Source organism: Kaistella sp. 97-N-M2 (assembly GCF_021513235.1).
GTDB lineage: Bacteria > Bacteroidota > Bacteroidia > Flavobacteriales > Weeksellaceae > Kaistella.
This window is the reverse complement of sequence record NZ_CP090976.1, coordinates 1,082,378-1,098,602: the sequence shown is the minus strand read 5'-3', so window position 1 is coordinate 1,098,602 and position 16,225 is coordinate 1,082,378. Positions and strand designations below refer to the sequence as shown.

Annotated in this window: 11 protein-coding genes and 1 pseudogene; 3 read left to right on the top strand and 9 right to left on the bottom strand. The window is 39.7% G+C overall.

The genetic code is table 11. The features are described 5' to 3' along the window. Nucleotides 1-13 precede the first annotated feature (13 nt). The gene (locus L0B70_RS05260; protein WP_235143237.1) at nt 14-2,152 is read left to right on the top strand and encodes a S46 family peptidase; all 2,139 of its coding nucleotides are present in this window, start codon (nt 14-16) and stop codon (nt 2,150-2,152) included. Between the two features lie 87 nt (nt 2,153-2,239). Here L0B70_RS05260 and msrA read toward each other — a convergent pair whose 3' ends face one another. The 5 genes and pseudogenes from msrA to L0B70_RS05235 form a co-directional block, all read right to left on the bottom strand. Beyond that, nucleotides 2,240-2,800 (bottom strand): peptide-methionine (S)-S-oxide reductase MsrA, encoded by a 561-nt coding sequence (msrA, locus tag L0B70_RS05255; protein WP_235143236.1) that lies wholly within the window; start codon nt 2,798-2,800, stop codon nt 2,240-2,242. 99 nt (nt 2,801-2,899) lie between these two features. After that, nucleotides 2,900-3,868, bottom strand: a complete 969-nt coding sequence (locus L0B70_RS05250) for an ROK family protein (RefSeq protein ID WP_235143235.1) — start codon at nt 3,866-3,868, stop codon at nt 2,900-2,902. 100 nt (nt 3,869-3,968) lie between these two features. Continuing rightward, nucleotides 3,969-7,040 (bottom strand): preprotein translocase subunit SecA, encoded by a 3,072-nt coding sequence (gene secA / locus L0B70_RS05245; protein WP_235143234.1) that lies wholly within the window; start codon nt 7,038-7,040, stop codon nt 3,969-3,971. A 116-nt stretch (nt 7,041-7,156) separates the two neighbouring features. Further along, nucleotides 7,157-7,378, bottom strand: a complete 222-nt coding sequence (locus L0B70_RS05240; RefSeq protein WP_133439307.1) for a DUF2795 domain-containing protein — start codon at nt 7,376-7,378, stop codon at nt 7,157-7,159. 96 nt (nt 7,379-7,474) lie between these two features. Beyond that, nucleotides 7,475-8,503, bottom strand: a pseudogene (locus L0B70_RS05235) (GDP-mannose 4,6-dehydratase). A 65-nt stretch (nt 8,504-8,568) separates the two neighbouring features. Here L0B70_RS05235 and L0B70_RS05230 point away from each other — a divergent pair. Both L0B70_RS05230 and L0B70_RS05225 read left to right on the top strand, forming a co-directional pair. Continuing rightward, a complete protein-coding gene (locus tag L0B70_RS05230) occupies nt 8,569-9,366 on the top strand; it encodes a DUF2797 domain-containing protein (protein ID WP_235143233.1) in 798 nt (265 codons plus the stop codon). 42 nt (nt 9,367-9,408) lie between these two features. Beyond that, nucleotides 9,409-12,072 (top strand): hypothetical protein, encoded by a 2,664-nt coding sequence (locus L0B70_RS05225; RefSeq protein WP_235143232.1) that lies wholly within the window; start codon nt 9,409-9,411, stop codon nt 12,070-12,072. Between the two features lie 15 nt (nt 12,073-12,087). Here the strand turns inward: L0B70_RS05225 and L0B70_RS05220 are convergent, their stop codons facing one another. The 4 genes from L0B70_RS05220 to L0B70_RS13450 form a co-directional block, all read right to left on the bottom strand. Beyond that, nucleotides 12,088-12,429, bottom strand: coding sequence for a hypothetical protein (locus L0B70_RS05220; protein WP_235143231.1), 342 nt, complete (start codon nt 12,427-12,429; stop codon nt 12,088-12,090). A gap of 99 nt (nt 12,430-12,528) precedes the next feature. After that, on the bottom strand, nt 12,529-13,752 hold the full coding sequence (locus L0B70_RS05215) for a PepSY domain-containing protein (RefSeq protein WP_235143230.1): 1,224 nt from the start codon (nt 13,750-13,752) through the stop codon (nt 12,529-12,531). Nucleotides 13,753-13,802: 50 nt separating this feature from the next. Further along, nucleotides 13,803-15,209 carry a TonB-dependent siderophore receptor gene (locus L0B70_RS05210; protein ID WP_235143229.1) on the bottom strand — a complete coding sequence of 469 codons (1,407 nt, stop codon included), beginning with the start codon at nt 15,207-15,209 and terminating at the stop codon, nt 13,803-13,805. After that, complete coding sequence (locus L0B70_RS13450; RefSeq protein ID WP_311195394.1) at nt 15,206-16,018, bottom strand: TonB-dependent receptor plug domain-containing protein; 813 nt, start codon at nt 16,016-16,018, stop codon at nt 15,206-15,208. Before L0B70_RS13450 ends, L0B70_RS05210 begins: the two co-directional genes overlap by 4 nt. Between the last annotated feature and the right edge of the window lie 207 nt (nt 16,019-16,225).

Sequence of the window (16,225 nt, the reverse complement as noted above, 5' to 3'; positions counted from 1 at the left end):
AAAAATTTTATAAATGAAAAGAATATTTTTACTGCTCACTTTCATGATGGGCTTTTTACAAATGAAAGCCGATGAAGGAATGTGGCTTCTAATGATGATTAAGCGGCTTAACGGAGTTGATATGCAGAAACAGGGGTTAAAATTGACACCTGAAGAAATTTATTCGGTAAATAATTCCAGTTTAAAAGATGCCATCGTTCAGTTCGGCGGGGGTTGTACTGCAGAAATGGTCTCAAAAGAAGGATTGCTTTTAACCAACCACCATTGCGGTTACGGAGCCATCGCAGATCTTTCAACACCAGCAAAAGATCACCTGACCAACGGTTTCTGGGCCATGAAAAAAAGCGAAGAACTTCCCTCAAAAGGACTTTCCGTTCGTTTTTTAGTGCGCATGGATGATGTAACAAAACGCATCAATGCCAAACTTAATAACAATATGAGCGCGGACGAAAGAAAAGCCGTGATCGATGCAGAATATAAAGCAATTCAAACAGAAAATTCGGAAAACGGGAAATATGCCGTAGTCGTTAGAGACTTCTTTAATGGAAACGAATTTTATTATTTTGTATATCAGGATTTTAAAGATGTTCGATTGGTAGGAACGCCACCCAACTCCTTAGGAAAATTTGGTGGTGATACCGATAACTGGGAGTGGCCGCGTCATACGGTAGATTTCTCCGTCTTTAGAGTGTACGCCGATGCGAACGGAAATCCCGCAGAATATTCTCCGAGCAACGTTCCGATGACGCCCAAGCATGCTTTGCCAATCTCTCTAAAAGGTTACAAACCCGGAGATTTTGCCATGATCGTTGGTTTTCCGGGAAGAACAAACAGATATTTGACTTCTTACGGAATTGAACAGATGGTTAACAAAGATTATCCGGCATGGGTGGAAGCAAGCAAGCTTGCCATGGATGTGATGAAAAAATATATGGACAAAGATCAGGCGACAAAACTTGATTACGCCTCTCAATACGCGTCCGTAGCAAATTACTGGAAAAACAGACAGGGAACAATCGATGCTGTAATGGCCAACGGTACCATCTCTTCGAAAAGAGCCCTGGAAGATAAATACATGACCTGGGCTTTACTGCCGGAAAATCAGGCAATGTACGGTGGCGTTTTAACAGACATTAAATCCAATTACGCGCAGACTTCCAATAGAAATGTAGAGCGAAATTATTCCTCGCAACTTCAGAGAAACGCGAAATATATTACGCTGTCTTATCAGTTAGGTTCTTTATTGAAAACTTACGCAGATCAGGATGCAAACGGCAGAGCGGCCATGAAAACTAAAGTGACCGACGCGATTGATAAAGTATACGATAAATTGAACACGCAGCTCGAAGGTGAAATGCTGAACTCTATGGTAAATCTTTATCAGCAAAAAGTAAATAAAGATGTTGCTTCTCCTACTTTAATGGCGGCAGATGCTAAAAACCTTTCTTTACTGGCTTTCTCCTCTATTTTTGCGACCAAGGAATCTGCGATGAATTTTGTGAACAATCCAGACCGTTTGAAAATTGACGCAGATCCAATGTTGAAATTAGTGGACGGATTTGTAAATGATCAAAAACTGGCAGGAGACAAATTTGCCAAGGTCGACGAAGCTTTCGCGAAAAACAGCAGAATATTTTTGGATGGTTTAAGAAAATCTCAGCCAGAAAAAGATTTTTATCCAGATGCCAATTCTACAATGAGATTAACCACAGGTTCTATCGCAACTTTGCCGGAAAGAACGGATCGAAAATATTTCGGAATCAGCGAGAAAAATAACTATTATACTGATATTAACGGTATGGTAGCAAAATATAAAAAAGGCGATGAGGAATTTGATCTTCCACAAAGGTTTTTAGATTTGGTTAAGAAAAAGGATTTTGGACGTTATAAAGATAAAAACGGATATATGCCGGTAAACTTCTTATCCAATAATGATATTACCGGAGGAAACTCAGGTTCGCCAATTATGGATGGTTACGGAAGACTGCTTGGTTTAGCCTTCGACGGAAACAGCGAAGCTTTAAGCGGAGATATTATTTTCGATCAGAAATGGCAGAAAACCATTAATGTTGACATTAGAATGGTTCTTTGGACCATTGAAAAATACGGAAATGCAGGACACTTGATTAGTGAAATGACCTTGGTGAAATAATCGCCACGCTATATAAATAAAAAGACCGCTGAATTTTCAGCGGTTTTTTTTACTTTAAAATGGAAACTCTGTTTAAGTTTTTAACCTCTATGCGTTTTCGGTACTTAGCATGCCTAACGCGCCGTAATGCTTCCTGAATTTCGCGATTTTTGGTCCAACTACAGCGCTGCAGTACGGTTGTGTAGGATTTTGCTCGTAATATCCCTGATGGTATTTTTCTGCGGGATAAAATTTTTCTAGCTTCGAAATTTCTGTAACGTATTTTCCCTCATATTTTCCGGAATCTTCCGACTTTTTTAAGGCTGCCTCTGCTCTTTGCTTTTCCGCGTCGTCTTGATAATAAACCACTGACCGGTATTGCGTTCCGATATCATTTCCCTGGCGGTTTAACGTTGTGGGATCGTGCAGAAAGTAGAAGACGTCCATAATCTGCTCATAAGAAATTACAGTCGGATCATATGCAAGTTGAACGACTTCCGCGTGGCCGGTTTTGCCGGAGCAGACCTCTTCGTACGTGGGATTTTCGGTATATCCGCCCGAATAACCGGAGATTACAGACTCGACGCCTTTAAGCAAATGAAAGCAACTTTCTACACACCAAAAACATCCGCCGCCAAAGGTTATATATTCTAATTTTTCTCTGTCCATTTTTTATTTTTTTACTGATTAAATACGCTCCTGCGGTTGGCGGGAGTAAAAATAGGGGTAACAAGTCTTATGATTTTGGCTTTAAGCAAACCATGCCAGTCATTTCTCCCAAACAAGAGCACTGGCGCCAAGAATGGCCGCGTCAGCTTCGTCGAGTTCGCTGAAAACAAGTTTCACTTTATTTCGGAAGATCGGCAGCAAATTCCGCTCCATGTGAAGTTTTGTAGGTTTCAATATAAAATCGCCCGCCTTAATAACGCCGCCAAAAAGAAGAATTGCTTCTGGTGAGGAAAACATGACAAAATTCGCCAGTGCTTCACCTAATTTTTGCCCCGTGTACCGGAAAACTTCAATAGCCGTGGGATCTCCTTTTTTCGCGCATTCGAAAACGACTTTAGAATTAACCGCCTCTTCCAGATATTGGTTAAGCATAGAGTCCGGAAATTCCGCTCGCATCTTTTTCGCCGTGATGGTAATACCTGTGGCAGAAGCATAAGCTTCTAAAGAGCCTTCGGAGCCGGTGCTCCAGTGTTTTCTACCGCCGGGTTTTACAATGGTATGCCCCAGTTCGCCTGCAAAACCGTCGTGACCATAGATTAACTGGCCGTTTGCGATAATTCCGCTGCCTACACCTGTTCCGAGTGTAATCATGATAAAATCCTTCATTCCTCTGGCCGCGCCGAACATCATTTCGCCCAAAGCCGCAGCATTGGCATCGTTCGTCATTTTGCAGGGAACTTCAAATTTTTTCGTCATTAATGATGCGAATGGAACAACCCCTTTCCACCGGAGGTTTGGAGCCTGTTCGATGGTGCCGCGGTAATAATTTGCATTGGGCGCGCCAACGCCAATCCCGTCGAACTGCTTTTGACCGCAATGTTTCATAATTAAAGGCGCAACCTCCTCGTACAAAGCATCGATAAAGTCTTCTGCTTTCGGATACTCATCTGTTTTGATGCTTCCTTTTTCCAGGATTTCACCACGATGGTTTACCAATCCGTATTTGGTATTTGTACCACCGATATCAATTCCTAAGGCGACCTGTCGGGATAAATCTATTAATGACATTCAAAAATATTTAGTGACTAAAAATACAAAAATTAAGATAGCGTCACAAAAAAACTTCTCCAAATAAAATTGAAGAAGTTTGAGTATAAATTGTAAATTCTTACGCCGGGATCTCGCCTTTGTATAAGAATGAAATGATTTCTTTGTTAACTCTCTCTACCATTTCGCTGAAAAGATAAAATGATTCCTGTTTGTAAATCACTAACGGATCTTTTTGTTCGTAAACCGCGCCCTGGGAAGAACGACGCAAATCATCCATTTCTCTCAGGTGTAGTTTCCAGTTTTCATCGATAATGGAAAGGGAAATATTCTTTTCGAAGTCGGTAATCAGGGAATCACATTTCGTTTCTACGGCCTGTTTTAGATCCGTTACGATGGTCATGGTTTTAATGCCGTCGGTAAACGGAACCTGAATCATTTTAAACATCGAACCTTGTGTATTGTAAACATTCTCAATAATAGGGAACGATTTTTCCTTCAAAAGATTAAGCTTCATCTGATAGTCTTCGGAAGCTGCTTTGAAAAGCATATTCGTTAACTCAGGAACCTGTTTTGTTTTAAAGTCGTTTTCGGAAAACGGCGCTTCCATGGTGAAATTTTTAATAATTTCATATTCGAAATCTTTAAAGTCGCCTTCCAGTTTACCGCGCGTTACGATCGATTGAGACACGTCGAAAATCATATTCGAAATATCATATTTCAGGTGATCGCCAAACAATGCGTTCTTTCTTCTTTTATAAATTACGTCGCGCTGTTTGTTCATCACATCATCGTACTCCAGAAGTCTTTTACGAACCCCGAAATTGTTTTCCTCTACTTTTTTCTGGGCTCTTTCGATGGATTTGGAGATCATGCCGTGCTGAATAACTTCGCCTTCTTTATGACCCATTTTGTCCATCATTTTCGCAATTCTTTCGGAACCGAAAAGACGCATTAAATTATCTTCCAACGATACGTAGAACTGAGAACTTCCCGGATCACCCTGTCTTCCGGCACGACCACGCAACTGTCTGTCCACACGTCGCGAATCATGTCTTTCTGTACCGATAATCGCCAGACCGCCGTTTTTCTTTACGTCGCCCTGCAATTTAATGTCGGTACCACGTCCTGCCATGTTGGTAGCGATGGTTACAACACCCGGTCCGCCGGCCATTGCCACGATTTCTGCTTCTCTTGCGTGAAGTTTTGCATTCAACACATTATGTTGAATTTTTCTTAACTGCAAAGCCCGTGATAAAAGCTGGGAAATCTCTACAGATGTAGTTCCCACCAAAACGGGTCTACCGTCTGCGGTTAATCTTTCGATTTCCTCAATTACAGCATTATATTTTTCGCGATTGGTTTTGTAAACCAAATCCTGTCGGTCGTCGCGTACGATTGGTCTGTTTGTTGGGATTACAACTACATCCAATTTATAAATTTCCCAAAGTTCGCCGGCTTCCGTTTCTGCAGTACCCGTCATCCCCGCTAATTTGTTGTACATCCGGAAGTAGTTTTGAAGCGTCACCGTTGCGAAAGTTTGCGTGGCAGCTTCAATTTTTACGTTTTCTTTGGCTTCGATCGCCTGGTGAAGTCCGTCGGAATAACGTCTTCCTTCCATAATACGGCCGGTTTGCTCGTCCACGATTTTCACTTCCCCGTCGATCACTACATATTCGTCATCTTTTTCGAATAACGTGTAGGCTTTCAACAGTTGGCTCAGCGTGTGAACGCGTTCGGATTTCACGGCAAATTCACCAAATATTTTCTCTTTGGCCTCGAATTCTTCTTCTTTGCTTAAATTTTTAGCTTCCAGTTCCGCGATCTCGGTACCGATATCATTCAAAACAAAGAAATCTTTGTCTTCGTTGCCGGCAGACATGTATTCCACGCCTTTATCGGTAAGATCGATCTGATTATTTTTTTCGTCGATAACGAAATAGAGATCTTTGTCTACAATCGGCATATCGCGATTGTTATCGGCCATATATTGCCCTTCGGTTTTTTGAAGCAGTGCTTTGTGACCGCTTTCGGAGAGGAATTTAATTAAAGGTCGGGATTTCGGCAAACCTCTGTACGCCTGTAGTAATTTGAAACCACCTTCTTTTGTATTGCCGTTGGCAATTAATTTTTTTGCTTCGTTAAAGAGTCCGGAAACGGTTTTCTTTTGAATTTCGACAATGCGATCGACGGATGGCTTCAGCACATCAAATTCCTGACGGTCACCTTGAGGAACCGGTCCGGAAATAATTAACGGCGTTCTGGCATCATCAACCAAAACGGAATCTACCTCATCGACAATGGCAAAATTTAATTCTCCCTGAACCAATTCAGTTGGAGAGGTTACCATGTTATCCCGTAAATAATCGAAACCAAATTCGTTATTCGTACCGTAAGTAATACTGGAGTTGTAGGCTTTCCGTCTCGCGTCGGAGTTCGGCTGATGCAGATCGATACAATCGATCGTTAAGCCGTGGAATTGATAGAGTGGTCCCATCCAGGCCGAGTCACGTTTCGCTAAATAATCATTCACCGTAACAACGTGTACGCCGCGTCCGGGCAGCGCGTTTAAGTAAATAGGTAAAGTTCCGACAAGAGTTTTACCTTCACCCGTCGCCATTTCGGCAATTTTACCGCTGTGCAGAATTACACCGCCAATAAACTGAACATCGTAATGCACCATGTCCCATTTAATAGGAGTTCCGGCGGCATCCCAGTGATTTTTCCAAATAGCAGTATCGCCTTCAATAACAACGAAGTCTTTTGTAGCTGCCAATTCCCGGTCGAGATCGGTGGCTTTGACGCGAATTTCTCCGTTTTCAGCGAGTCTTCTGGATGTTTCTTTGATCAATGCAAAGGCTTCAGGAAGAATTTCGTTGAGCACTTTTTCTTCTACCTGATAGGAGTCCTTCTTTAAATCTTCGATTTTTCCGAAAAGCGATTCCTTTTCATCAATATCCGTAGCGTTTTTGATCTGTTCTTTGGTCTCGTTAATCTGAGTGGTGATTTTTGCCGTTGCAGTTTTTAATTTTTCTTTAAATGCTGCGGTCTTGTCTCTTAACCCGTCATCTGAAAGTTCGTTAATCGCCGGTTCAACAGCTTTTATCTTGTTTACTACTTTTTTTACTTCTTTCAGGTCGGTTACATTTTTATCACCCAGAAAACCTTTAAGAACATTGTCTATAAAACCCATATTATTCGCTTTAGGTTTAATGCAGTGCGCATTTAACCATTTTAAATTTTTTTAATTTCTAGAATTTTTCTGAAATATAAAAGCCAATTGTTTTTGGGAACAACCGGCAGTATTTTTTAGTATTCATCCTCGTTCCAGAGGTAATCATCATCAGTCGGATAATCGCTCCAAACTTCTTCTATAGAATCATAAATTTCTCCTTCATCTTCGATTGCCTGAAGATTCTCTACAACTTCCATTGGTGCACCTGTTCTAATCGCATAATCAATAAGTTCCGCCTTTGTCATAGGCCAGGGGGCGTCGCTTAAATAAGAAGCTAATTCTAATGTCCAATACATATAATATAATTTTTTGCAAAAGTATAAAAATCAACGACATAAAAAAGGTTTTTGACGTTGATTTTCAATAAACTTTAATTTTTATTGCTCATTTTTTCAGGAACCATTTTTCAAAAACCATTCCACAAATTTTTTTATGCCATTTTGGAAGTGAGTGGTAGGATGATAGCTAATCAAAGTGCGCGCTTTCGTAATATCTGCGCTGGTTACGAGCATATCGCCAGCCTGAATTGGCAGTAAAATTTTTTCAGCCTTTTTATCCAGATTTTCTTCGAGCGTAGAAAGCATCTCATTTAAACTGATAACCTCATTGCCGCCCAAATTCATGATCTCATAAACATTGTCATGAGTTTCTAAATAATGGAGCGATTTGAAGATTCCATCGATAATATCATCAATATAAGTATAGTCCCGCGCCGTGGTGCCGTCGCCGTAAAAAGGAATTTCTTTTTTGCTGTGAATGAGTTCAGCGAATTTGTGAATCGCCAAATCCGGCCTCTGCCGCGGTCCGTAAACGGTAAAGAAACGCAGATGAATCATATCAATACGATACAGGTGATGGTACACGTGCCCCATGATTTCTGTACACTTTTTCGTTGCTGCGTACGGTGAAATGGGCTGATCTACAAGATCTTCTTCCGCGAAAGGATTTTTCTTATTGTTGCCGTAAACGCTGGAACTAGAGGCATTGATGAATTTTTTAATGCTAAATTCATTGCACAATTCCCACAGATTCAGCGTTCCTTTAATGTTTACCTCTTCATACTCCAGCGGTCGTTCGATTGAAGGGCGGACGCCCGCAAGTGCGGCCAAATGGATAACGACATCAATTTTATGTTTTGAGAAAATTCTTTCTAAACCTTCTTTGTCTCTAATGTCCTGATATTAAAGCTGATAATTTTTGGAGGAGGTTTCGAAAATGAGTTTTTGGATATCCAGTTCTTTTTCGTGGAAAGAAAATTCCAACGTTTTATTGATGGATTCTAAGGTATTTTTAATTTTTATCCGGTAATCGTAGAAGTTATCAAAATTATCTATGTTAATGACAGAATGTCCATTTTTTAAGAGATGTTCCGCTAAATGCGATCCTATGAATCCGCTTCCGCCAGTAACCAAATAGTTCATGATTGTTTTTTCTAAAGACAAATTTAATTAAAATCAAATGATTATTTTTACTGAAATTTAATCCCATGATATTCTCCGGCCAAGTTCTGAAAATGATGACGCAAAACGCGCAGCCTATTCAATATTACCTTAATCTTTCTCACGATCTCATTAACATGAATCAATTGATCGGCAAGGAAATGAAGATCAACCATATTGGTTTTGAATGCGTGAATTGCAGCAACGACGAGAAAATTTACCGCATGGGATTTTGCAAAAAATGTTTTTTCGAAAGTCCTTATGCCAGCGAGACCATAATCCGGCCGGAACTTTCTACCGCTCATTTGGGCGTGGGCGATCGCGATTTGGAAGTGGAGCAGGCAATCCAACTTGCGCCGCACATCGTATATCTCGCCTATACGGGCGATGTGAAAGTGGGCGTAACGCGTGCGACACAAATCCCCACAAGATGGATCGATCAGGGTGCAACCTTCGCGCTGCCGATTGCAAAAACCGATAACCGCTACGAAGCCGGAATGATTGAGGTGGCGATGAAAGAACATCTGGCGGATAAAACAAACTGGCGAAAAATGCTCGAAGATGATTTCGAAGATGATCTCGATTTGGCGGATTTCCGCGAAAAAGTGAAAGATTATTTCCCGGATCAGTTCAAAAACTTTTATTCCAGGGAAAATGAAATGGTTCGTCTCGATTATCCTTACGAGGCGCCGGAAAAAATTACCTCTGTTTCTTTGGATAAAATTCCGAATTTTAAAGGCGTTTTAAGAGGAATTAAAGGGCAATATCTTTCTTTTGAAGGCGGCGATTTCATTAACGTGCGGGCACATGAAGGCTACATGATTGAGCTTGACATAAATAATTGATGCTAAAATATTTAGAAATGGCTTAGATTTTCTATACAGCGAATGATGAAAAAAAAACAGCTTAGAATTTTTTCTATAATTGCCGGAATTATTTTCCTGCTTTTTCTGGTGATTAATTTTGGATTGAATTTATGGCTGAAAAATAACCTGGCAGATTACGTTAAGAATAATACATCCTACCGGGTTACCTATAAATCTCTCGATGTCGATTTGGGAACGGGTAACATCAATTCCACTGGATTAACCATCAACAGCAAAGATCCACAGAACGAAAATATTTTAGGACTTCAGGGAACTATTGATACTCTTTCGGTTTCCCGCCTCGGCATTTACGATGCCCTCTTTAAAAAACGAATTACAACTAGCGATCTCCGCTTGTCCAATCCGCATCTGAATATTATTTTGCCGAAACCTGCCAAAAATAAAGTAGAAAAGAAACAAAATCCTCTTGTTGTTAAAAATATCGCCATTACAAACGGTGATATACAAATCTTTAAGCACTCGAAACAGAAGTTTTTATCCGTTCATCACTTAGATCTCCAGGTAAAAAATCTGAAGATGACCGAAGAAACTAAAACCGAAAAAATTCCTTTTGCCTTTGACCAGTATGAGATTAGTGCAAAAAACCTGTACTTCCGTCCCGATAATGTGTACGCTTTTACCGCGAAAGAGATTGCGACAAAAGCGGGACAGTTAAGCGTAAAAAATCTGGCTTTAATTCCCCTGCTTTCTTACCGTAACTTTACCAAATTTTATCCGAAAAAAAGAAACCTCTTCGATTTTAAAACCGAAGCGATGGATTTTAAAGATTTTGTTTTGAAAGATGATAAAATAACGCTTACCAAAGTTCGCTTCGAAAATCCTGAGCTGAAAATGTTCACAACAAACGTGAGTCCGCAGAAAAAAGACAGAAGTTTCACGTACGATGTTCAGTTAGAAGATGTTTTCTTTAATAATGCCAAAATAGATATTGTTAAGCCGAATGGAAATCCTTTGTTTTCGGCGGGAAATCTGAAGATGAAAATCGAGCAGTTTGTAATGAACGAAGAAACGGCCAGAGGAAATATTCCTTTTCAGTACAACAATTTTAAGATCGACGGTCGAAATCTTAATTATGTTTCGAACACGCAGAATATCAAGGTTGCGGCAATCGCCCTCAACCCAAAAATGGCAGATTTGAGAACGGTTTCCATGAAACCTACGACGTCGGCTTCAGATAAAACCCTGCTGGATTTGGACGCGCAAAATGTGACGATGAAAGTAAATGAGTGGAAATTTGTGGATAACAAACTCAAACTGAATATTCAGAATGTTTTGGTAGACGGCTTAAAAGGAAAAATTGTGGGTGCAGAAAATCCAAAGAAAATAAAACCGAATTATAACGGAATCGCTTTTCCGCTGATCATTAAAAATGTAAGTTTAAAAAATGCCGATCTGGTTTATGATAAAGCCGGTAAGCCTTTGGCTTTTACGGATTTAAATGCTAATATTCAGGATGTTGAGATGAATGAAAACACCGTTAAAAATGGCATTCCCTTTAAAACCGGCTTTTACAGTTTGACAACGCGAAATTTCAATTATAAAACCGAATTCTACAATTTATCTGCGTCTTTGCTGAAGTTCAACAAAAATACGATGCATGTTTCGAATTTTGTGATGAAACCAACTGTGTCCCGCGCTCAGTTTATCCGCAGTATTCCTACAGAAAAAGATTTGTATGACATTAAGGTCGCTAAAATTGATATGAAGGGAAGGTGGGACTTTTTTTCGGATGCAAAATCTCTGGATGCGTCACAGGTAACTTTGGACAGAGTAGATGCCAATATCTTCCGCAGCAAGATCCCGAAAGATGATCTTACCGAAAAACCCATGTACTCCAAATTGTTGCGGAGCATTAAATTCCCAATGTTCATCAATAATTTAGATATAAAAAATTCGCTTTTGGTGTACGAAGAAGATACCAAAAAAAGCGATGGGCCGGGAAAACTCACCTTCAGTAATTTTAATTTGAATGTGAAAAATCTAAACTCCGGCAAGATGAAAGGAAAACCCACAGAAGTTCCCATCACCATCAAGTGTCTCTTTATGAATGCATCGCCCATGAACGTCAAATGGAGCTTTAATACCGCCAGCAGCAGTGATGTCTTTGCCATTTCGGGAAATGTGGCAGATCTTCCCGCCTCGCGAATCAATCCCTTTATTGTTCCTTATTTAAAAATTCAGGCAACCGGTTTAATTTCGGATCTTATTTTTGACTTTAAAGGAAATTACAACGGATTAGGAGGAAGTTTAATCATGAAACACGAAAATTTGAAAGTGTCGGTTTTAAAGGAAACGGGCGAAGAAAACAAATTACTTTCGGCCGTGGCAAATATTTTTGTGCGAACGGATTCGGGTAATTATCCGGAATCTGTTGAGGTGGAAGAAGTGGAGCGCGATAAAACAAAATCCTTTTTCAATCTCTTGTGGCGAGGCATCGAGCAGGGTTTAAAGAAAACTTTAATCGGAAAAAGTGCGCCGAAAACAGAAGAGACCATTCGAAAAACCGTCGACAATACGAAAACAGCGTTGGAAGAAAACAGGAAAGATCTGAAAGAAACCAAAGTTGAGGTAAAGCAGAAAGTAGAAGCCGTTAAAGAAAAAGTTCAGGAAACCAAACAGAAAGGAATTTTCCGAAAAATATTTAAAAAGAAATCCGAAAATTAATTTTCGGATTTTGTTTTAGTTGATGTCGTATTCAGGGTTTTCCTTTATGGGCACCTGACGCAGGAAAAAATCGAATTCTTCGCCGCTGTAATTGCTTTCTGCACCGTACGAATCTAAGATTGTTGCAAGCTCGCCCTCTTTATCCTGAAGCAGATACAAAACCGCGTTATCGTCTGGATTGCTGTCTCCTTCAAATCTATAAGACTTTACAATCACCAGATCTTCGGGTTTGTAAATTTTTTCGTCTTTACCTAAAACCATTTGGTTTTGGTCATTCATACAAATTTCTTTCGTGATTCCTCTTTTGATTAAAGTATTTAAAACCTGCGAGAGTGTTTTTAAGTTGTGATTTCCCATGATGTTTATTTAGGTGACTAAAGCTACAAAAAGAATACCACTGCGGCGGAAACGCGGGCCGAAACTTCAGCAAAACTTTTAATTACGTTAAATTTCTGTTTATTTTAAGGAAATCTGACGGGTTTTCTTTCCTTTTTTTCGTCTGCCCCACCAAATCATAAATCCTGTAACAGGTAAGGAAGCGCAAAGTAAACTTACAATGAATGCAATAATTTTTGTAGGCAAACCTAAAATAGAACCAACATGGATGTCATAATTCGCGGCAACGGCTTTTTCTCCAAAATTTTTATCTTTATGATCGTAGTTGTGCAAAAGTTCTCCGGAATTTTCATCAAAAATAAGGCTCGCATTTTTGTGATAGGAATAAGCCAGATGCTTAACAAATACGGAGAAATTTGGGTGTTCGTGATCGTCCATGTGAGGATGACCAAGATCTACCGAAAACATAAACGAGTCGGGATATTTTTCTTCTACCGTATTAATGACTTTGTCTAAAGTTGTATCGTTTCGCGCTTCGACAGGGGCTTTAGTTGTGATGTGGTCAAAATTTGGATACACGGTGTTACCCCCGGAGAAAATAACGTAAATCGCCGCCTGAATGACGAAGAAAGCGTAAAACAAACCCGTTACGGCAGAAATCAAAGCAAAAATTGAGGTGTAAAAGCCTAAGATGCTGTGCAAATCGTAATTTTTTCTCTTCCAGCTTTTTACATTTTTCCATTTAAAAGAAAAACGTTGCTTTCGCGCAGCTCTGTTTTTTGGCCACCACAAAATAATTCCGGAAATCAGCATTAGAACGAAGATGGCAACCGGAATTCCGACAACATATTTTCCCCAGGATTCTTTAAGGAGGAAACTCCAGTGAATCATTTTCACGATGTTGAAAAAACCATTCTTTTCATCGTAAACTCTTAAAACTTGGCCGGTGTAAGGATTCACGTACGCTAATTTATATACGGGGAACTCATCGAAATAATTCCACGCCGCGGTATTGTGTTCGTACCAGTAGAATTGATAAGACATACTTTTATCCATCGGGATATTTACCCAGTGAATTTTATACTTTTCCTGAACCTGCGCGTCGACGGATTTTTCTAATACCCGAATCGGCAGAATTTGTTTCTGTGCAATATTCTGTTCGTGATGATAAATAACGTCTTTTCGGGTGAAGTTTTCGAATTCGTCTTTGAAAACATATAAAGCGCCGGTCACCGAAACAATGACGATGATTAAACCAATGCCCAGACCAAACCACAAATGCAGTTTGCCCGTCCATTTTTTAAAAAGGCTTTGTTTTTTGATGTGTTGGTGTTTTCTTTTCATTTAAAAAACTATTCCCGATTGTCCGGGAATAGCGGATTTTAGTTATCTTCTTAAAACTTGTAAGTAAAGCTTCCTAAGGCGTTGATCAGTTGCTGCGGGTTTGCAGTGGTGAATCCTACCCAATAGTGCTTATTGGTGAAATTATCTACTTTTACCCCAATTCTGAATTTTTTGGTGTCGTAGAATGCGCTCGCATTCAAAACTAAATATTCTGGTAAAATGAAAATATCTTCGCCAATTACTGTATTATCTGCTCCTAAAGCATTGTTATTCAGCTCTCTGTGGTCATTCGCATAGTTCCCGCCAAAGCCGAATCCCAATCCTTTCAAACTTCCGTCCAGAATTTGATAACTTGCGTAAAGGCTGGCTAACCATGGAGAACCCGCAGTTCCAGGTCTTCTTCCCTGCGTCGCAGCATCAGACTCGATAAATTCCGAATCGTTATAACTTACGCCTCCCACTAAAGAAAGTCCTTTTACCAAATAAGCGTTTACTTCCAATTCTACCCCTTTACTCAACAGTTCTCCGGCTTGGTTTTGAATGGCATTTGCGCCCGCGTAACCGGTGGTGATCAGGGAATTTTTCACGTTGATGTTGTAGTAGCTTAAGGTCGCGTTTAGACGTCCTTTAAATATGCTGCCCCGGAAACCTCCTTCAAATTGATTGGCTTTTTCGGGATCTGATAATAAAGTCGTTCCCGCCAAATCTGTCACAATATAACCATTGCTTTTAAAACTGTTTTGATAGTTGCCAAAAACGGAGAACTTATCTTTAATAATTTCATAAACGACTCCGAATTTCGGGGAAAAAGACGCCTGTTCATAAGGTGCAACTTCGGATGTTCCCAATAAACCACCTTTGGAATTGTTGCTTTCATAACGAACGGCGGCCAAAATATTTAAGCCGGAAAGTGGAGTGAATACGTTTGAGATGTAACCACTATACGTATTTAACTCGTCAATTTGATCATACGTACTTGTTGGTAAATCCTGATAGGCTTTGGTAAGCGTCGTGGCATTAAAATCCGAATAGTTAAAACCTTGTGCAGGAACATCCGGGGATATAAAGCCCTGCGTTAAATACAGATAATGGAGGTTGCTTTTAATATTTTGATAATCAAAGCCAACCACCGTTCTGTTACGCATATTATTTCCAAACCGATAGTCGAAATTGAAATTTTGCTGGGCCTGGAGATAGGTTTTTTTACTGTCTTTGGTGGATTGGTCCGCCCGTTTAACGTAAAGTTGATTATCTGCAGCGTTTACATAAGCGGTAAAATAAGGATTAAATCCGTCTGAAAAAGAAGAAGCGGTGCTCAGATTTGTAGAAGAGCTTATGTGATCATTGATCTTATAGTTTACCTGGCCAAAAAGATTCCGTATTTTGGATGTGGTGTAAAGGCCGTCTCCGTAGTACGATTGTTTGTAATCCAAGCCCAATTTCTCTAAATCCTTCATATTATTAACTCCGACGCCGGGAGTATAGCCGCCATTTTTTGAAAGATAAAAAAAGATTGCTCAGCGGTAGCTTTCGTATCAAACATTTCATACTCTAAACTGAGGTTCAGTTTATCATTTACTTTATAAAGCAAAGACGGCGCAAATGCGATGTACGTGTTTTTCGCATCTGTTTTCTGAAAAGTTCCGGAATTGGTATAGGCAGTATTCACGCGGAACATTAATTTCTTATCATTCGTAACGGGTGTATTAATATCCGCCTGGGCACGGTAATAATTATAGCTACCACCCGTCAACGAGATATTTCCGCCAAAATCAGCATAGGGTTTTTTCGTAACTCTGTTTACGGCACCGCCGTATGAAGTAACGTTACTTCCGTATAAAGTGGCTGATGGGCCTTTTAAGACTTCCAGTTTTTCAATATTTACGGCATCAATTGTTGTGGTTACGGGTGCAACCAAACCATTTCTTAAGGAGTTGTTGGATACGAAACCTCTAAGCGCAATATACGAGCCGCCATCTCCTGCTCTGTTGGTGGGGCTCCACATTTTCTGAATTCCTGTAACATTGCGGTAAGCATCGTCTACGGAATAAATCATCTGATTCTCGAAAAATAATTTATCGACTGTAGAAAATAACTGCGGATTTTCTATCGCTTTTAACGGCATTTTATTCGTGTATTCCGAATCTTTCTTCAAAACGGCATTGATGATGACCTCTTCTATATTTTTAGAATTAATGGTGTCTTTTTCCTGTGCGAATGTGAAAATGGAACCGAGCAATGCTGCTCCTATAATAGCTTTGTTCATGAATATTATTTTTGCAAATGTATTCTTTTTATTTATTCTAAATAAGGTTAGCGCTTATTTTTTTTATTTTTAAAAAGAATTTACGAAGTGTGGATTATGTAAACCATTAATATTCATCGGATTTCGTATATGAAATTTTTTGAAAACAGAATTCCATTCGATGATTTGGAAATCGAAATAAAATATGGGGGATAAACAAAAGAATGG